Origin of the sequence: Cystobacter fuscus (genome assembly GCF_044360685.1) — a bacterium.
Taxonomy (GTDB): domain Bacteria; phylum Myxococcota; class Myxococcia; order Myxococcales; family Myxococcaceae; genus Cystobacter; species Cystobacter fuscus_C.
On the sequence record NZ_CP043491.1, the window covers coordinates 9,208,436 to 9,227,309 of the forward strand.

Here is an 18,874-nt window from a genome sequence, read left to right on the forward strand (position 1 = left end):
CTCAACTCCCGGGGGTGGGCAGCGACGCGGAGTCCAACAGGTCCCGCTCGCGCTCGGCGACGAACTTCACCTTCTCCTGGAAGGCGAGCCCCACCACAGCACGTACCTCGCCTGCCGGATCGAACACGGGTAGGGCCACGGCAGCGCGGGCGTCCACAGCCCGGTCACCGGGTTTGACGTAGCTACTGGCGTCCGTCTGATGGTTACGGGTCTGCACGGGCTGCTTGCGCACCTGGGTAAGGCCCGCCATGCCCTTGCCACGCGGCACGTGGCTCACGGCGGCCACAGCGAGCGGGGGGATGTTGAGGGTGGCCATCAGTTCCAGGTTTTCGCCGCCTCGCACGTGCACGCTGCCGACCATAAAGCCATGAGCGACGGCGAAAGACTCCAACCATGGTTGATGCGAAGACTTCACTTCATCCATGTTAAGACCACCCGCTCAAAATCCAATGCCCAATGAGAGTGAGGCCCCTGGCTGCCACTCGGGCTGGGGGCGCAGCAACTGAGGCGCGTGACGAAAGTAGGCAATGTTCAGGCCCAGTTCGCCAACGAACTCGAAGCCGTCATACACCGGAAGCAGGGCTCGTAATGAGGTGCCCACCTCGGGCCCTGCGGTCTCCACCCCGGTAAGGCCGGTGCCGTTGAAATGGAAGCCGACCCCATCCTCGCCCACCTGCATCTCAGCAAAACCAGCGCTGAGACGGGGCTGAAGCCAGCCGATGGTCGTCTTCCACGAGGTGAGCCGCAAGTGCGCGCGGAAGTGGGCTATCTCCGGCCCTGGGTCATGGTGGAGAAAGCCAGAGCCCGTACCACAACCCTCCACGCTGAGCATCTCAAGGAAAGACAATTCGAGGCACAGGGTGGGATGACGCGCCAAGGTGGATGCGCCCACGCGGAAGTTGCCGTAGTTCCGGGGTGCTGTCTCTCGCGCTGCCTCAGCGGAGCCCGCGGGTTGCGCCCCCGAGAACCCCGTCCCGAGCACGATGACGCTCATCAGCAACCTAGGAAGGATGGGGATCATCGACATGCATGCTCCGCGTTAATGTAACGGGCGAACTTTACCAGCAACTGACCCGCTGGAAATGATGCAAATCGTCCATACCACTGCCGCTGCCATGATTGGACGCGCAAATGGCGCACGCCACCTTTGAGGCTGCCGTTGTATACCTGTCCTGTACAGCGGAAACGCCAGTCCGAACTCAACGGGAGCGTGACGGTGCCGCGAGCCTCGATGGCGGCGAGCGCTGCACGCAGCAGGCAACCGCCTGGATCATCGCCGCGAAGCTAGGCCGTCTCAAAGAGCGAGTAGAAGAGGGCATCCACCTCGAAATGTCAAGGCAGGTGACATCAAATGGTAAACATGCAACACTCCTCGAAGGGCGAAGTTAGAGGGGTCATCAAGGAGTCTCCGCTTGGACGAATGCCGGTGGGATTTGTGTCTGGGGAAGCGCCACAGAGAGAGGACGTCAGCAGAGGATACGCCCACGAACGACTTCTCGCCCACTAATGGATGGGTAATCTGGGGGGCGCCACGCGAGGCACCCACTGGATTGACGCCCCAAGCCCCTGAGGGCCTCAAGTCCGATGAAGCGGGCTCAATGGTGCGGAGGGCTCCGCGTGCTCAGAGCGGCGAGCGGGCAATCTCGAAACCATCCTGTACCAAGAGGAGCACGTGACCGAGCGACATTACGACCTGTGGTCTCCCTCAACCCGCGCCAATCCCCGGCCGCTCTACGCTCGGATGCGGCAGGAGGCTGCCATCGTCCGCATTGAGGAGCCCATCCACCATCTGCCCCTGTGGCTGGTCACCCGGTATCCGGACATAATGGAAGTGCTTCGCGACCCGCGTCTAACCAAGGACGTGCGCAACCTCACCCGTGGGCAGGGCTCCCACCAATCCCGCTCCCCTCTGGATGCACTGACCCGTCACATGCTCTCCACGGACCCGCCAAGTCACACTCGGCTGCGCTCGCTGGTGTCCCAGGCTTTTACCCCGCGCCGGATTGAATCCCTGCGCGCCCGAGTGCACACCATCGCCTCGGAACTGCTCGACAATGCCCTGGCCGAAAGTCGCGTGGACTTCGTCTCCGCCTACGCGCTTCCCCTCCCCCTCATCGTCATCACCGAACTGCTCGGCGTTCCTGCGGAGGATCGCAACCGGTTCCACGCGTGGACGCAAGCCATGGTGACCCCGCGCGGGGATACCCTGACCGCGGGCCTGGCCTTCATTGACTACCTCCAACAACTCCTCACTAAGCACCGGGCGCACCCGGGAGAGGATCTGGTGAGCGCCTTGCTGGAAGCCGAGGAGCAGAGCGATACGCTCAGCGGCGAGGAACTCATGGCCACAACGTTCCTGCTGCTGGGGGCCGGCCATGAGACAACAGTGAGCCTGCTGAGTGGTGGGCTGCTAGCGCTGCTGCAGAACCCTGAGCAGTACGAGCGCCTGCACGATGACGGCGCCCTGCTCCCCGGGGCGGTGGAGGAGATGCTGCGCTACTGCAGCCCGTCGGAGATGACCTCGGCTCGCTTCCCTGTGGACGACATAGTGGTGTGTGGTCAGTTGGTGCCAGCCGGTGAGATGGTGTTGGCGTCACTGATGTCCGCAAACCACGATCCGGCAGTCTTCCCTGAGCCAGAGCGCTTCGATGTAGGCCGCACGCCCAACAAGCACGTGGCGTTCGGCCTCGGGAGCCACCACTGCCTGGGGGCATCGCTTGCACGGCTAGAGGCGATGGTGACTTTCGAGTTGCTGCTTGAGCGCGCGCGCCAACCGCGCCTAGCTGTGGAGCCCGAGTACCTGGCTTGGCGCGAGGGGACCTTGCTCCGCGGACTCCAGGCCCTGCCGGTTGTGCTGTAACATCCCATTCATTTAGGAGGGAAGGCTGTAACGGACCTCACTCCAAACGTGTGAACCAGATCACTGTTCCCCAAGCAGCGCGCGCATAAGCTGTAGGCACGACTATGATTCGTCTGACGCAGCCCGCAGCAAAACAACAAAAGGAGAAGAATGATGGCCGGTTACATTCCGCCCTACAAGACGCCCCCCGAGGTCACCCGCAACTTGATGCAGATGCTGGACGCGCTCCATCGCGGCCTTTCCAGAGATCCTGTCGACCCTGATATGGCCGCGAACTGCTCGTCGGCAAAGTGGCGCAAGGCGTTCTGCGAGAAATACAAAGTCCCGGTGACGCCAGAGTCCGAAGGAGGAGGCCCCCGAGCCGCGCCCAAGCAGATCGGGGATGATTTCGTGTATTACGACACCAACGGCACCGGTGTGGACGGTGCCTCCGAGCGGATCCTCAGTGCGCTTGAGGAAGCGCTCGGCAGCACGAGCCTGACTCCTCCCGGCCCTCCGCCCGGCCAGAGCCAATCCGAACAGGGGATGCCGTACTCCGCGCTGAGCGCCTTCTTCTACAAACTGCTGGGCGCCCCAAGCGACGTGACGCAATTCAACTCGGGTACCGAGGCGCAGCGGGTGAACCTCCTCAACACGTACGGGATGAACACGAACGTCTTCAACGAGCGGACCGCCCTGGAGGACTACCAGCCAACGGGTCAGAACACGGAGCTCCGAACCAGCATGAAGAACATGGGGGCGACGTTGTACGAGAAATACCAGTTCTTCTGCTAAGTTCCGGAGCCCGAGACACAGACAAGCGAATCGGCTGAGCACGTCCCATGATACTTCATTCCAAGGAACCGCTGACATCCAGAGAATCACTGATAGCGGCGCTTAGCGAAGCGGCCGAGATCGAACACAGCATCACCTGCCAATATCTCTTCGCCGCGTTCTCCCTGAAGGTCCACCCTGAAGAGGGCGGGGTCGACTGGGTCAGCCTTGAGCAGGTGCGCGGATGGAAAGCGGAACTCCTGACCCTAGCCCGTCAGGAGATGATGCATCATGGGCTCGTGTGCAACCTGCTGTTGGCGATTGGCGGCGCGCCACACTTCCGGCGCGCCGGCTTTCCGCACCCGGTGCGTCTCGGCCCGGTCCTATCCACGTTTGACCTCGTACCATTCTCCGCCGAGGTCCTCGAACGGTTCATCGCCTACGAGCGCCCGGATGACGACCGGGAGGGTGTGCCGGACGGGGGCCGGACCATCGACGGTATGTATCAGTTAATCCGCGAGGGATTGATACACGTCGAGAGATCGGGCACCCGACTCTTCGTCGGCCCAGTCGAGCACCAGCTCACCAACCAGGAGCTGCGCATCCGTCCGGGGCAGTTCGACATGGAGCTGACCCGGGCGTCCGCGTACGACTCCGCCCTGGCGCTCATCGATCGCATCCGGGAGCACGGGCATCTGGCGCGGGTCAAGGCCATCCAGCGCGAGCTGTCGGAGCTCACCCGTGCGGATCCCACGTTCGCGCCCGCCCGCCCCGTGGTGGTCAATCCTCGGTGGCAAGAAGAGCCCAAGCGCACGGATGGGGAGGGGACCGCGCTCCAACACCCCTTGTCCTGTGCGGCGGCCGAACTCTTCGACGGGGCCTACGAGGTGATGATCCTCATGTTGACCCGACTCTATGGCCGCGCGGACGAGACGCCCGCAGAGATGGACGGGCTCATCCGCACCGCATTCTTTCCCTTGATGACCGCCGTCATACGGCCGCTCGGAGAGATGTTGACGCAGATGCCAGCCTCCGAAGGAAACTCGACCGGGAACGCTGGGCCTTGCTTCGGGATCCATTTCACCCTGCCGCTTCCGCCCAACCGCAGGACCGCTTGGCTTCTGCTCCATGAGCGGCAAGAGAAGGTGGCGCTCGCCGCCGCACTGCTTGAGGAGCGCCTCCGCAAGGCGTGCGAGCCCTGGGCCGCCCGCCTGCTACCTCGTTTCCAGCTGCTTCGTGAGAACCTTGAGCGGATTGCCAACAACTTCGCCAGACAGATGGGGCTCGAACGCAACGCGCTCGACGCACTATTCAAAAGCTTTCGCTAAGCCATGTTGACCATTGACTTCGAGGGCTGGTTCCAGTGCCGACTGGCCACCGACCCAGATCCAACGGATGAGCCACGGGGCGTGAGCGGCTTCACATTCGCCGTGGCTGGCGAGCCGGACTTCGACCGCGTCATCCGCTTCCATGATCCAGTTGCGCCCAGGTCCCACGGCCCCCGAGTGGGTGTCTTCGTGAAGTCGGTCGCCCTGGATGGACAGCTCGTGCCCGAACATCCGCTGCGGGGGGGACGGGTCGAACTCCTCGGCGAACCAAAGTTCGAATCGCGGAACTACGTTCTACGCGACTCGGCCCAGGGGAGCATCGTGCCATTCCATCTCCGTATCTCCGCAGGTGAGCTCGTGCTCGAACGCGAAGATCCCCTGTTTTCGCCAGATCCTTCCCGCGCGCTCCACCGGGTCCCGGTCGAACACCTCGCGCGCCGCGGCTCGTTGATCCCAATGACCCAGGATTTCCTCCGCATCGCGGACGCGACGGGGATCCGGGATCCCGTAGCCTACCGGCGGCAACGCAAAGCAGTGCTCGAGGCGGACCTGCGCGAGACGGCGGATCCCGTCGCCCGAGCCGCGCTTGGTAAACGCATCCGGGAGCTCTCCATTGAGGAACGCGAGCGCCTCCAGGTGGTCTCTCTCTCTCTGTACAATGACTACCGGTTCGCTGTCGCAGGGAATGCGGTCCTCCAGGACGCCGGGCAACGCCTCGGCCTGGAGGTCGACTCCGTCAGTCCCTGGCCCATCACGTTCTGGATGGGCGCCTGGGACACTGACGCGCTCTCCGGCTTCGTGCGCGGGATGATTTCGATACCAAGGTCCACTTCGAGGAAGACCTGAATCGATGAAAGCAAATATGACGAAATCAAACGTTCCAGTCGTGATGCTCCTGCGCGCGGGCATCCTGATGTCGGCCAGTGCAGTAACCGGATGCACGCTCACGGACCAAGAGAACGGTGACACGGAGACCTGCCAGGTTCAGCTCTGCGGCGACGTGACCCCCTGCTACCTGCAACTCTGCGGCATCGTGCCTAACGGCTCAAACAATGCCGATGCCAGCACCCTGAACAGGTTGATCTCGCAAACCTATGTTGCGATCAGCTGGCCCGCCAACATCGCGGCGGGCCGCGGCGTGGCGCTCGCGCCGACGGACCCTTCCGCGCTGGCTACGTACATCGACCAACCGCGGGTCTGGGAGACGTGGAAGCAGGACTGGGAGGCCCAGGGAGACATCGCCGCGCTGACGGACTGGGACAGCTACGAGTATCGCGCGGGGCGCCCTCCCTGCGATGAGGTGCACCTCCGGAACGGTCAAGTCATTCCGGTGACCGAGGCCAACTGGACCGAACTCCGGAAGGCTCACGGCATGGTCCTCGACAAGATCAACCTCGTCGAGGCCAACAACGACGGCTTGGCCGTCCTCAGCGGACCTTTGATCGAGGACAACGGCACGTATCAGCGTTTCGCGACGTTCTTCAATCAGCCGCTGTATGAATGCTGGCGCACTGGCACGGGGCCCGGATGCAGCAAGGAGGGTAGGCTCCATGTCCCGGCTGCGGACGGGAGCACCCCCGGCGCCATCATGGTGAAATCGGCTTGGCGAGAGCTCATCCAGGCCGATATCGACGCGCAGACGTTCCTCTCTCGGAATCTCCTGGTTCTTGACCCTGGGCAAGGGGGAAAGCGCGAATGCCACGAGAGGACGATGGGGCTGACCGCCCTGCACGTCGTGTACAAAGACGCGGACCTGCCCGCGAAGCACCAGTGGCTCTGGGGGTCGCTCGAGTACCAGGCGAATGATCTGCCGAAATGCCTGAGTTCGGAGGGGGGCGTGGGATACCAGAACAAGGCGCCACCCGTGACGTGCGAGCCCCTCCCGCCAGGGAAGCCGACCGATGCGTGCCGTATCAAGGATATCCCCGATGGCTTCTACTCCCAGATGAACACCGCATCCGCGCTGGGGAGCCTGCCCGGTGCCTTGAAAAGTTATCAAATGGTCGCCGCGCAGTGGGGTATGCAGACCGGGGACACGGTCCAGGCTTCGCCCCCCGAAGCCGCCAATGCGAGGTTCGAAACCTACTCCCAGAAGTCCTCGTGCCTAGGGTGCCATGAGAAGACCAGCGCGTCGGACGCCATCTGGTCCTTGTCCAAGGAAATCAAGGAGCTGAATGGCAACCCGTGTGCCTATCAGCAATAACCTCCGGCGAGTCGCGAACGCCGAGCAGAGTATGAAAGAAGGATGAGAACAGATGGACCACGTTCCGGGATTCGAATTCATCGAGAGGCTGCACGAGGGGAAGAATTCGCTCGTCTCTCGCACGCGCCGCCAGCGTGATGGCCAGTTGGTGGTCCTCAAAATGCTCAGCGAGGAGTACCCGTCTCCCGAGAGATGCGCTTGGTTCAGGCGTGAGTACGAGACGACCCGGAGCATGGGTGATCTGGAGGGTATCATCCAAACCTTCGAGTTGCACAACGAGCAGCAGCGCTGGTTCATGGAGCTTGAGGACTTCGGCGGAAGTTCGCTGGCCCGGCTGATGCGACAGCGGCGCTTCACGGGCGACGAAATTCTCCGGATTGCGTCCACCGCAGTCTCCATCCTGGCGAAGCTCCAGGAGCGGCACGTAATCCACAAGGACATCAACCCTTCCAACCTCGTCCTCAACCCGGAGACGGGGCTGCTCAAGCTCATCGATTTCGGAATCTCGTCCGTGCTCTCGTGCGAGAACACAACGCTCAAGGATCCCAGCCGACTGGAGGGGACGCTCGCCTACATTTCGCCCGAGCAGACCGGGCGCATGAACCGGGCCATTGATTACCGGACGGATTTTTACTCGCTCGGTGTAACGCTGTATGAGCTGAGCACAGGGCAACTGCCGTTCCAGAGCATGGACCCACTGGAACTCGTGCACGCCCACCTAGCCCGCGAACCGGTGCCGCCCCACGAACTCGAGCCAAGCATTGACCCGATGCTGTCAGCCGTCATCATGCGGCTGTTAGCGAAGAACGCCGAGGACCGATATCAGTCGTCCTACGGACTGCTTCACGACCTGGAGGAGTGCAAGCGACGACGCGTGGAGAATGTCACCGGGCCCTTCGTAGTGGCCCGAGAGGACACCACGGACCGCTTCCAAATCCCACAGAAGCTCTACGGCCGCGAGCAGCAAACACGGCACCTGCTTGAGGCATTCGAGCGCGTGGCCGCTGGCGCCATGGAGATGATGCTCATCTCTGGCTATTCAGGCATCGGCAAATCCGCCCTGGTGAGGGAAATCTACAGGCCCATCACCCGGCAGCGCGGTTACATCATCTCCGGCAAGTTCGACCAGCTGGTACGCGATGAGCCTTACGCGCCCCTGCTCCAGGCCTTCCGGGGGCTCATCCGCCAGATCCTGTCCGAGAACAGCGAGGGGCTCAAGCGCTGGCGGGGATTGCTGACCGAGGCGCTCGGGCCCAACGGACGCATGCTCACCGATGTGATGCCGGATCTCGAGGCGATCATCGGGCCGCAGCCGACGATGCCAGACATGGAGCCGGTCGAGGCGAGGAACCGCTTCCATCTGGCCTTCCAGAGTTTCATCAAGGTCTTCGCCCGGCGGGAGCACCCGCTGGCGATCTTCATCGACGACCTTCAGTGGGTGGACAGCCCATCGCTGGCGTTGATCCAGTCGCTGATGACGGACGAGGCGAGCCAGTATCTGTTCCTCATCGGAGCCTACCGCGACAACGAGGTAAATGAGACCCACCCGCTCACGCTAAGCTTGGCGCAGTTGCGCAAGTCGAAGGTGGTCATCCGAGCTCTCTCTCTGCAGCCGCTTGGCGTCGAACACGTGGAAGAGCTCATCCGGGACGCGTTCGCGCGGGGCATCCGGGACAAGCTTCCGCTGGCACGGCTCGCCCACTCCAAGACGGGCGGAAACCCCTTCTTCCTCGGCGAGTTCCTCAAGCACCTATATGCGGAGAAGTTGGTCCGCTACGACTTGCAGGGCGGATGGCAGTGGAGCCTCGAGCAGATCGCCGCCCGCAACGAGACGGACAACGTGGTGGTCTTCATGGCCGGCAAGGTCCAGAAGCTCGCGCCGGAGTCGCGGCGGGCGCTTCAACTCGCCGCTTGCACCGGCAACGTGTTCGCTCTTCGAACCCTGGCGGTGATCTCGGAGCGATCCCCGGCGGAAACGGCCGCGTCTCTGTGGGAAGCCCTGGATGAGGGACTCATCCAGCCGCTCGACGATGCGTATAAACTGACCGGCGTGAACGTGCAGAACCTGCTCGATACGGTGAACGTGGAATACCGCTTCACGCATGACCGTATCCAGCAGGCGGCCTACTCCCTCATCGCCGACGAGGAGCGGCGCGACATTCACTGGAGGGTAGGCAAGCTGCTCTGGGCGAACACCCCGGCCGAGACGCTGCTCCAGCGGGTCTTCGACATCGTCTACCAGCTTGACCACTCGCTCGAGTATGCGCAGGACCGCGTGGAGCGTGACGAGTTGGCTCGGCTGCACCTTCTAGCGGGCCGCAAGGCCAAGGCGTCCGCCGCCTATGAACAGGCGCTGCGCTACCTGAGAATCGGGCTCCAGCTGCTGGGGGCGCCGGGCGCGGCTGCCGACGGTACTGCCTCCGCGGAGGAACTTCGGGAGAGCTGGACACGGCAGTACCGGCTGTGCCTTGAGCTTCACGACGAGGCCGCCGAGGCGGCTTACCTCTGCGGCGAGTACGAGGAGATGCAGCGCCGCATCCAGGTTGTGCTGGAGCACGCCCGCACCCTGCTGGACAAGGTACGAAGCTACAAGACGGAGATTCAGTCCTTCACCAGTCGCAAGGAACTGCTCGCGGGGGTTGACGCGGGGTGCAGGGCGCTCGCGCAGCTAGGCATCCACATCCCGCCATCCGCGACGATGGAGGACTGCGCGCCCATCGCGGCGGCAGCGGCGGCCGCCTGGGCCGGCCGGAACATCGAGGACTTCATCTCGCGGCCGGAGATGACGGATCCGGAGAAGCTGGCCGCCATGGAGCTCCTGGCCCGCCTGTACATCCCCGCGTACAACGCCGCGCCGGTCGTGTACATGCTGGTGGCCTATCACAAGGTCATCCTGTCGTTGACCCATGGCCTGACTTGGAGCTCGCCGCGCGGTATGTCTGCGTACGCGTTCTTGCTCTGCGTGCAGGGTGACATCGAGTCCGGGTATCGGTTCGGCTGGCTGGCGCTGCGTATGGCGGAGCGCTTCCGCGGCACGGACCTAGCGAGCACCTACTTCATGTTCAACTTCTTCGTCCGCTACTGGCGGGAGAGCGCCAGGGAGCCCGAGCCGTTCCTCGACGGGTACCGCCACGGGCTTGAGGCCGGAGACCAGGAGTTCGCCGCGCTGAATCTCTCCGCCGCACTCAGCCAGCCCTTCTGGTCCGGGGCGGAGCTGCCCCAACTGGCCATCGACGGGCTCTCGTATGACCGCTCGTTGCGCCACCTCAAGCAGGAGTTCTCACGGGAGATCGCTGGCATCCACCTGCAGGGCATCCACAATCTGCTCGGCAGGACCACGGAGCCGCTCATGCTGGCGGGCGACGTGTACGACGAGCGGGAGAGATTGCCCCAAAACATTGAATCCAACAATGTCGTTGCGTTGGGGATATTCCACCTGATGAAGCTCGCCCTCTGTTGTGTGATGGGGGAGAACGAGAAGGCGCTGGCGCACAGCCGGAAGGCCGAGAAGTACATGGGGGCGATCACCATCGCCGTCCTCATGATGGCGTTCCGGTTCTACGACGCACTTGCGAGCCTAGCGTGCTGCGACGACGCGCGGCAGGAGGATTTGCTCGCACGAGTGGAGGCGAATCTGGAGCGGCTACGGACCTGGAGCAAGCACGCACCCGGCAATCTCGCGCAGAAGGTGGCGCTGGTGGAGGCCGAGCGCGCCCGGGTGCTGGGTCACCACGCCGAGGCCCGAGAGCTTTACGATCAGGCCATCACCCTGGCGCAGAAGCACCGGTTCATCTGGGACCAAGCGTTGGCGCACGAGCTGGCGGCCCGCTTTTACCGCGAGCGGGGGCAAGTACACATGGCTCGCCTCTATCTGCGGGACGCCCACTACGCCTATCAGCGCTGGGGCGCGGCGGCGAAGGTTGCCCAGCTGGAGGCGAGCTTTCGTCACGAGTTGGCGCACGCGCGCGCGGCCACTGCGGATTCGTTCGCCGCCCAAGGCACGACGCAGGAGTACACCATCGCTGGCACGCTGGATCTGCGCACCGTCCTTAAAGCCTCCCAGGCGCTGTCCGGTGAGTTGGCGCTGGACAAGCTTCTCACCCGCCTGTTGACGACGGTTCTCGAGAACGCCGGCGCGCAGAAGGCGCTTCTCATCCTCGAGAAGAATGGCGAGCTGGTCATCGAAGCCGAGGGCTCGGTGGACGGGCCGCGGATGCGAGTGCTGCACTCCATCCCCATCTCATCGTGCGACGACCTGCTGCCGGCGATCGTGCATCTGGTCGCTCGCAGCGGAAAGCCCGAGGTGGTAAACGACGCTTCCGCTGAAGGCATGTTCACCCACGAGGTGTACGTGCAACGCATGCGTGTGAAGTCCCTGCTGTGCATGCCCCTGATCAACCAGGGCAAGCTGACGGCGCTCCTCTACCTGGAGAACAACCTAGTCTCGGGCGCGTTCACCCATGAGCGCATCGAACTTTTGAACTTGCTCTCGGGCGAGATGGCCATCGCCATCGACCATGCGCGGCTCTACCGGGCCCTTGAGGTGGCCAACAAGGAACTCAGCATTTACAGCCAGACGCTGGAGGAGAAGGTCTCGGCGCGCACCCGGGAGCTGGAGCAGAAAAACGCCGAGTTGCAGGGCGCGCTCAAGGAACTCAAGAGCACCCAGGCTCAGCTGATTCAGCAGGAGAAGCTGGCGTCGCTCGGCCACCTGACGGCCGGCGTCGCGCACGAAATCAAGAACCCGCTCAACTTCGTCAACAACTTCGCCCAGCACACCTCAGGGCTGCTCGAGGAGCTGCGGCAGGAGGCCCGCGCCAACCCCCACCTGAAGGTCGCCGAGGTGGAGGACCTGCTCTCCGACCTGGGCACGAGCGCGGAGAAAATCTACGAGCACGGGCAGCGGGCGGACGGCATCGTCCGCTCCATGATGGAGCACTCCCGCACCAGCCGCGGCGAGCGGCGCCCCACGCCGATGAACGCCCTCGTGGAGCAGTACGTCAACCTCGTCTACGAGGGCACGGTCGTGTCGATGCCCAGCTTCACCTGCGCACTCGTGCGGGACTATGACCCGGCGCTCGCTGAGGTCGACTTGGTGCCCCAGGAGATTGGCCGAGTGCTCATCAACCTGCTCAACAACGCCTTCTACGCGGTGAACGAGCGGCGCAAGCACGCCCAGGACCTCGCGCCTCAGGTGACGGTGCGCACGCGCAATCTGGGCAACATGGTGGAGCTGCGGGTGGAGGACAATGGCCCGGGCATCCCCGAGCACGTGCGGCAGCGCATGTTCGAGCCGTTCTTCACGACGAAGCCGACCGGGCAGGGCACGGGGCTCGGGCTGTCGCTCAGCTACGACATCATCACCAATGGGTACGGCGGTACGCTTGAGGAGCAGGGCCGGGAGGGAAAGGGGGCGGCGTTCGTCGTCCGGCTGTCCACCCGGAATCTCGGGGACGCCCGCCAGGTCGCGGAGAGCTGAGGCCCGGAGCGTGCCGGGCGAGGAAGGGGGCAGCTAGGCTTACCCCGGTTACATGGCTCTCCCGCACTTCATGTGCTTCTCCGGCTGCAGGCAAGCAAGCTTCTCTCGTGCGGCCAGCCGAATGCGCGTGGGATGCACACAAACTGCGGGAGAGCCACAAAGCTGGGGCAGGCTCACCCGAAGACCTCGTGGTCCCCATGCCCCGGCCCACTAACCGCAGCCTCCGCGTGGAGTTCAGCGGGATGCGTACGGACCAACACTCCTACAAGTACAAGCGGCTGGTGACTGAAGGACATGGAGGCGCTCGGCCTGCGGGACCAGAGGGGTCATGGCCTGCACCGGACCATTGATCCTCCCTGGCCCGCACGGATAGCGCCCGGAAGGACATCCTCGACCCCTGCACCAATACCCCGCGCAAGAGCGGCAACACCACCAACCTCTACACCACGCTCCCGAGGGAGGCCCTCTACGCCGAGGTGGTGAAGCTCAAGGTGCAGCGCTAAGACGCCAAGAGAGCGAGGCCAGCTTGCCCGGCTGCCACTGGCGGCTTCGGCCGAAAAAGAAAACCCCGGGTCGCCTGATGGCGCCCGGGGCTCTCACTGCATCTCACTCTGTGGAGGCGGCGGGAATCGAACCCGCGTCCGAAAGCCTTCCGCTCTTCGACCCTACGTGCGTAGTCCGCGCTTTGCTACGTCCCACAGGCTTCCACGGACGGAATCCTGTGAGCCGGTCCTGGAAGATCTCACCGCCAAGAGCCCAGGCTCCCTCGACGGCCAGCCCGCATTATGACGGTCCTACCCCACCCCACGGGCCGAGAGCGAGGGGACCGCGCACTAGGAAACTGCTAGTTAGGCAGCCAGCGCGAGCTCAACGTTGTCGTTGGCTTTTGTGTCTGTGTTGGGCGTTTTTACGAGCGACCAACATGCTCGGCACGCGTCTCGAACTTCCATGCCCCCGTCGAAACCAGGTCGCCCCCGTTTCTTGGGTCCTGCTCACTCACTGCTTCACCACGTCACGGCTTCTCCTACATTAACCGCCGACGGGTCCACGTCAATCCTCCTGACGTCCCTCCCCGCTGATTCTCCAACATCCGCTCCCGCTCGCTCCCCCTTGGGAATAGCAGCCGAGCTATGGAGTTCGCGGGCACCCACCTCGTGGGTGCTTCAGCCACATGAGGACCTGCATGCATCGATGGCTCATTCCCCTTCTGCTCGTCCTGCTGGGCGCGGCGCTCCCCGCCACGGCCGCCGAGCAGCCCGCTTCCCCCTTCTTCCCCTACCCCATGAAGGTCGATCGCCTGCCCAACGGGCTCACGGTCATCCGGGTGCCCTTCAACTCGCCCGGGCTCATCGCCTACCAGACGGTGGTGCGCGTGGGCTCGCGCAACGAGGTGGAGCCGGGCCGCACGGGCTTCGCCCACTTCTTCGAGCACATGATGTTCAAGGGCACGAAGAACTTCCCCGAGGGTGAACGCGAGAAGGTCATCGCCGCCTACGGCTACGACGACAACGCCTTCACCTCGGACGACATCACCGTCTATCACTCGTACGGGCCCACCGCCGGGCTGCTCAAGCTGGTGGAGATCGAGGCCGATCGCTTCCGCCACCTCGAGTACTCCGAGCCCTCCTTCCAGACCGAGGCGCTCGCCGTGCTGGGCGAGTACCACAAGAACGCCGCCCAGCCCTGGCTGAAGATCGAGGAGGAGCTCGCGCGCACCGCCTTCACCCAGCACACCTACGGCCACACCACGCTCGGCTATTACGACGACATCAAGGCCATGCCCCAGGCCTATGCCTACAGCCGCTCCTTCTTCGAGCGCTGGTACACCCCCGACAACACCCTGCTCGTCATCGTCGGGGACTTCGATGACGCCGCGCTGATGGCGGCCGTGCAGAAGCACTATGGCCCTTGGGAGCGCAAGAGCGCCTCCATCCAGGTGCCCAAGGAGCCGCCCCAGAAGCAGGAGCGCTTCGTCCACATCGACTGGCCCCAGAGCACCCAGCCCCAGCTGCTCTACTCCTGGCGCACCCCGGCGGCGCGGCTCGACACCTCCGACGCCGCCGTCCAGGCCGTCCTCGGCTCCTACCTCGTGGGCACCACCAGCCCGCTCTACAAGGAGCTCGTCCTGGACAAGCAGCTCGCCCAGGACCTGGACAGCAGCTCCACGCCCCACCGGGATCCCTACCTCTTCAGCGTCTCCGCCACCCTCCAGAAGGAGGCGAACCGCGCCGCCGTCCGCTCCGCCCTCAACGCCGCGGTGAAGGAGCTCGTCACCGGCAAGGTGGACGCCGCCCGCGTCGAGGCCATCAAGAGCCGCACCCGCTACGGGCTGCTCATGAACATGGAGACCGCCAAGGACGTGGCCGAGCAGCTCTCCTGGTACGCCGGCATCTACGGCTCGCCGGACGCGCTCGCCCGCCATGCCCAGAAGATCTCCGAGGTGAAGCCCGGCGACCTCGTCGCCTTCGCCCGCCGCTACCTCCCCGCCGCCAATCGCACCGTGCTCTCCCTCACCCCCAAGCAGGCCGGAGGTCAGAAGTGATGCGTCCGCTCCTCTCCCGCTCCCTCGCCCTCGGCGCCGCGCTGTACCTCGGCGGCTGCGCCACCGCGTCCCACACCGCCCCCGCGCCCGAAGCGGCTCCGCCTCCCGCGCCGCCCGAGGCCCAGGCCCCCGCCCCCGCCGAGCCCCCCGCGCCCACGTCCGTCCCCGCCCGGCCCCTTCAGCAGCCGGAGCCCGCGCGGCTCGTCGTCCAGGCGAACCCGAACAGCCCCATCGTCAGCTTCCGGCTCGTCTTCCGCTCGGGCTCGGTGGATGACCCCCAGGGCAAGGAGGGCCTTGGCGCCCTCACCGCGCAGCTCCTGGCCGAGGGCGGCACCCAGAGCCTCACCTCCGCGCAGCTCCTCGCGGCCCTCTTCCCCATGGCGGCCGAGCTGGACGCCTCCACCGACAAGGAGTTCACGGTCTTCTCCGGCCGCGTCCACAAGGACTTCCTGCCGCGCTTCCTCGAGCTGTTCACCGACGTGCTGCTCAAGCCCCGCTTCGATCCCCAGGAGTTCGAGCGGCTGCGCTCGCTCGCCCTCAGCGACCTGCGCAACGGGCTGCGCAGCGAGAACGACGAGGCGCTGGGCAAGGTGGCGCTCGACTCGCTCCTCTACGAGGGCCACCCCTACGCGCACTTCGTGGGCGGCACCGAGAAGGGCCTCGAGGCCATCACCCTGGAGGACGTGAAGGCCCACGCCGCGCGCGTCTTCACCCAGGACCGGCTCGTCATCGGGCTCGCGGGTCCGGTGGATGAGCAGCTCCAGCGCACCGTCGTCTCGCGGCTGTCCGCGCTCCCCGCCACCGGGGCGCCACGCGTGGAGCTGCCCGCCGTGCCCACCACCGCGGGCCGCGCTCTCGTCGTGCAGAAGCCCACCCTCTCCACGGCCGTCTCCCTGGGCTACGTCACCCCGCTGCGCCGGGGGGATCCGGACTTCTTCCCCGTGGCCTTCGCCCTGTCGTACCTCGGAGAGCACCGCCAGCTGGGTGGCGTGCTCTTCAACGAGCTGCGCGAGAAGCGGGGCCTCAACTACGGCGACTACGCCTACGCCGAGCACTTCATCGAGGAGCCCGGCTCCACGTACAACCGCACCAACATCGCGCGCACCCAGCAGGATCTCACCCTGTGGATCCGCCCCGTGGTGCCCGTCAACGCGATGTTCGCCACCCGGGGCACGCTCTACTTCCTCGATCAGCTGGTGACCCAGCCCATCCCCGCGGAGAAGTTCGAGCGCAGCCGCAGCTTCCTCCTGGGCTACACGCGCCTGTGGGAGCAGACAGACCAACGCCGCCTGGGCTACGCCATCGACGCGCTCTTCCTCGGCACGCCGGACTACCTGGAGCAGTACCGCGCCGCGCTCGCCAAGATGACGCCCGAGTCCGTGCACGCCGCCGTGCGCCGCCACGTGCGTCCCGAGGCCCTCAACTTCGCCTTCGTCACCCAGGACGCCGAGGGCCTCGTGAAGCAGTTGAAGGAGCAGGCCCCCTCGCCCATCACCTACGCCTCGCCCAAGAGCCCCGAGCTGCTGGAGCAGGACAAGGCCATTGGCGCGCGGCCCCTGCCCATCCGCCCCGATGCCATCCAGGTCGTCCCCGCGGACGCCTTCATGGAAAAATAACGTCTGGCGGACACGAAGGGCCGTGCCCCGGGGGGTTTTCTTCACCCCCTGGGGAGGCGGTGGTAAGAGCCGGACGGGTTCCAAGGCCCGAATTTCCGGGCCTCCACCCCGGAGCGGTCCTTGCGAAGCACAGCCATCCGACTCGCCGTGATGATCCTCCTGGTGGCCGGTATCCCGGCACGCGCGGAGGATCCCTTCGTGCGGGGCTTCGACGCAGTCCCCCTGAAGGCGACGCCCGCGCAGAACAGCGGCATCGCGCTCGAGGGCGCCACCCCGGAGACCGCCCAGAGCTACCGGGCCGCCCTCCTCTTCGACTACACCCACGGGGTGCTCGGCCTGAAGCTGGGCGAGGAGAAGCTGGGCAACCTGCTGCCCTACCGGCTCGATGCCCACGCGCTCTTCGCCTGGCAGTTGCACCGCCGGCTGGAGATCGGCGCGGACCTGCCCTTCACCCTCGTGCAGGGCGACAACTTCCAGTTGCTGCGCGACGCGCTCAACGCGCCAGAGTACCCGGGCGCCGCGGGCGTGAGGCGCTGGGGGCTCGGCGACATCCGGCTGCAACCGCGCGCCTTCCTGCTGCTGCCCAACGAGTTTCCCGTGGGCCTCGCCCTGTCCGCCGAGGTGCGGCTGCCCACCGGTGACGGGCAGAGCTTCCTCGGCGAGCGCGGCGTGCTCGTGGCCCCGAGGCTCGCGGTGGAGCGCGCCTTCGGCCCGGTGCGGGTGCTCGGCAACGTGGGCGTGCGCCTGCGTCCCCGGCCCGCCCAGTACCTCAACCTCTACGTGGGCAACGAGGTGACGTTCGGCGCGGGCGCCATCGTGGACCTGCCGGACGTGGGCCCCCTCACGAACGTGCAGGGACTCGCCGAGATGCACCTGGCCACGCCCATGTCCGCCCCCTTCAACTTCCACCAGGCCGCCTCCCTCAAGACGCCCTGGGGCGTGCTCGTCGGCGCGCGCACCCGCATCCACGGCCCCTGGGGGCTGGAGCTCGACGTGGGCCGTGGCGTGACGCTCGGCAGCGGCTACGGCCGCGAGGACCTGCGCGTGCTGCTCTCCGTGCGCTACGACCAGGCGTTCCTCGACTCCGATGGCGACGGCGTTCCCGACTCGCGCGACAAGTGCCCCACCGAGGGCGAGGACGTGGATGGCTATCAGGACGACGACGGCTGCCCGGAGCCCGACAACGACGGAGACGGCATCACCGACGGCCAGGACTCGTGCCCCAACGGTCCGGACAGCTGCCTGGACTCGGACAATGACGGCGTGCCGGATGGCCTGGACCAGTGCCCCAACAAGCCCGGCCCTCCGGGCTACGACGGCTGCCCGGACACCGACGGGGACGAGGTGCCCGACAACGTGGACAAGTGCCCCGACCAGTCCGGCCCCCCCGAGAACGATGGCTGCCCCATCGACAACCCGCCCTTCGTCATCGTCGAGTCGGATCGCATCCGCATCAAGGGCAACATCCTCTTCGAGACCGGCTCGGCCACCATCCAGAAGCAATCCCTCAAGCTGCTCGACGAGGTGGCCACGGTGCTCGATCGCAATCCGTCGCTCGGACCCGTGCTCATCGAAGGGCACACCGACAACGTGGGCTCGGACACCCTCAACCTGAGCCTGTCCCAGCGCCGCGCCCAGTCCGTCATGGACTACCTCATCTCCAAGGAGATCGAGGCCCATCGCCTGCGCGCCAAGGGCTTCGGCGAGTCCCAGCCCATCGCCACCAACGGCACTCCGCTCGGACGCGCGAAGAACCGCCGCGTCGAGTTCCGCCTCATCAAGTCCGAGGTGGAAACGGCCCCGCGCATCGTCCCCCAGGACAAGAAGCCCGAGGGCGACACCAAGGCGAAGCCCGAGGGCGACACCAAGGCGGACACCAAGGCAAAACCCGAGACGGCCACCAAGGTGAAGTCCGAGGCGGCGACCAAGGCCAGGCCCGAGGCCGCCACCAAGCCGACCCCCAAGCCGGAGGCCAAGGCCAGGCCCGAGGCGGCTACCAAGCCGAAGCCCGAGGCCGCCACCAAGCCGGCCCCCAAGGCCAAACCCGAGGCCGCCCCCAAGGCCAGTGCCGACAAGCCCTGAGGTCGGTCCGG

Annotated in this window: 11 protein-coding genes and 1 other RNA gene; 9 read left to right on the forward strand and 3 right to left on the reverse strand. The window is 65.4% G+C overall.

Annotated features, from left to right (window positions below):
- Nucleotide 1 precedes the first annotated feature (1 nt).
- Both F0U63_RS37640 and F0U63_RS37645 read right to left on the reverse strand, forming a co-directional pair.
- The gene (locus F0U63_RS37640; RefSeq protein WP_395837820.1) at nt 2-424 is read right to left on the reverse strand and encodes a GAF domain-containing protein; all 423 of its coding nucleotides are present in this window, start codon (nt 422-424) and stop codon (nt 2-4) included.
- Nucleotides 425-439: 15 nt separating this feature from the next.
- Nucleotides 440-1,027: a hypothetical protein gene (locus F0U63_RS37645; protein WP_395837822.1), complete on the reverse strand. Its 588-nt coding sequence runs from the start codon at nt 1,025-1,027 to the stop codon at nt 440-442.
- Between the two features lie 645 nt (nt 1,028-1,672).
- Here F0U63_RS37645 and F0U63_RS37650 point away from each other — a divergent pair.
- The 6 genes from F0U63_RS37650 to F0U63_RS37675 all read left to right on the forward strand — a co-directional run bounded on the left by F0U63_RS37650 (nt 1,673) and on the right by F0U63_RS37675 (nt 12,623).
- Nucleotides 1,673-2,860: a cytochrome P450 gene (locus F0U63_RS37650; RefSeq protein WP_395837824.1), complete on the forward strand. Its 1,188-nt coding sequence runs from the start codon at nt 1,673-1,675 to the stop codon at nt 2,858-2,860.
- 150 nt (nt 2,861-3,010) lie between these two features.
- The gene (locus F0U63_RS37655) at nt 3,011-3,634 is read left to right on the forward strand and encodes a hypothetical protein (protein WP_395837826.1); all 624 of its coding nucleotides are present in this window, start codon (nt 3,011-3,013) and stop codon (nt 3,632-3,634) included.
- A 47-nt stretch (nt 3,635-3,681) separates the two neighbouring features.
- Nucleotides 3,682-4,941 carry a ferritin-like domain-containing protein gene (locus tag F0U63_RS37660; protein ID WP_395837828.1) on the forward strand — a complete coding sequence of 420 codons (1,260 nt, stop codon included), beginning with the start codon at nt 3,682-3,684 and terminating at the stop codon, nt 4,939-4,941.
- Nucleotides 4,942-4,944: 3 nt separating this feature from the next.
- Entirely contained in the window at nt 4,945-5,787 is an 843-nt protein-coding gene (locus F0U63_RS37665; protein WP_395837830.1) for a hypothetical protein, read from the forward strand.
- 16 nt (nt 5,788-5,803) lie between these two features.
- A complete protein-coding gene (locus tag F0U63_RS37670) occupies nt 5,804-7,144 on the forward strand; it encodes a hypothetical protein (protein WP_395837832.1) in 1,341 nt (446 codons plus the stop codon).
- Nucleotides 7,145-7,196: 52 nt separating this feature from the next.
- A complete protein-coding gene (locus F0U63_RS37675; RefSeq protein WP_395837834.1) occupies nt 7,197-12,623 on the forward strand; it encodes an AAA family ATPase in 5,427 nt (1,808 codons plus the stop codon).
- Between the two features lie 611 nt (nt 12,624-13,234).
- On the opposite strand, the gene ssrA is transcribed toward F0U63_RS37675, so the two are convergent.
- Nucleotides 13,235-13,599, reverse strand: a transfer-messenger RNA (tmRNA) gene (gene ssrA, locus F0U63_RS37680).
- A gap of 207 nt (nt 13,600-13,806) precedes the next feature.
- Between ssrA and F0U63_RS37685 the strand changes: the two genes are divergently transcribed.
- The 3 genes from F0U63_RS37685 (at nt 13,807) to F0U63_RS37695 (ending at nt 18,863) form a co-directional block, all read left to right on the forward strand.
- The gene (locus F0U63_RS37685) at nt 13,807-15,165 is read left to right on the forward strand and encodes a M16 family metallopeptidase (protein ID WP_395837836.1); all 1,359 of its coding nucleotides are present in this window, start codon (nt 13,807-13,809) and stop codon (nt 15,163-15,165) included.
- Nucleotides 15,165-16,781: a M16 family metallopeptidase gene (locus F0U63_RS37690; protein ID WP_395837838.1), complete on the forward strand. Its 1,617-nt coding sequence runs from the start codon at nt 15,165-15,167 to the stop codon at nt 16,779-16,781. The genes F0U63_RS37685 and F0U63_RS37690 overlap by 1 nt, the downstream gene beginning before the upstream one ends.
- A gap of 150 nt (nt 16,782-16,931) precedes the next feature.
- Nucleotides 16,932-18,863, forward strand: coding sequence for an OmpA family protein (locus F0U63_RS37695; protein WP_395848486.1), 1,932 nt, complete (start codon nt 16,932-16,934; stop codon nt 18,861-18,863).
- Nucleotides 18,864-18,874: the final 11 nt, after the last annotated feature.

Excerpts from the sequence above, each read along its gene's own strand:
- F0U63_RS37640 (WP_395837820.1), bottom strand. The coding sequence starts at position 424 with ATGGATGAAGTGAAGTCTTCGCATCAACCATGGTTGGAGTCTTTCGCC.
- F0U63_RS37645 (WP_395837822.1), bottom strand. The coding sequence starts at position 1,027 with ATGTCGATGATCCCCATCCTTCCTAGGTTGCTGATGAGCGTCATCGTG.
- F0U63_RS37655 (WP_395837826.1), top strand. The coding sequence starts at position 3,011 with ATGATGGCCGGTTACATTCCGCCCTACAAGACGCCCCCCGAGGTCACC.
- F0U63_RS37660 (WP_395837828.1), top strand. The coding sequence starts at position 3,682 with ATGATACTTCATTCCAAGGAACCGCTGACATCCAGAGAATCACTGATA.
- F0U63_RS37665 (WP_395837830.1), top strand. The coding sequence starts at position 4,945 with ATGTTGACCATTGACTTCGAGGGCTGGTTCCAGTGCCGACTGGCCACC.
- F0U63_RS37670 (WP_395837832.1), top strand. The coding sequence starts at position 5,804 with ATGACGAAATCAAACGTTCCAGTCGTGATGCTCCTGCGCGCGGGCATC.
- F0U63_RS37675 (WP_395837834.1), top strand. The coding sequence starts at position 7,197 with ATGGACCACGTTCCGGGATTCGAATTCATCGAGAGGCTGCACGAGGGG.
- F0U63_RS37685 (WP_395837836.1), top strand. The coding sequence starts at position 13,807 with ATGCATCGATGGCTCATTCCCCTTCTGCTCGTCCTGCTGGGCGCGGCG.
- F0U63_RS37690 (WP_395837838.1), top strand. The coding sequence starts at position 15,165 with ATGCGTCCGCTCCTCTCCCGCTCCCTCGCCCTCGGCGCCGCGCTGTAC.
- F0U63_RS37695 (WP_395848486.1), top strand. The coding sequence starts at position 16,932 with ATGATCCTCCTGGTGGCCGGTATCCCGGCACGCGCGGAGGATCCCTTC.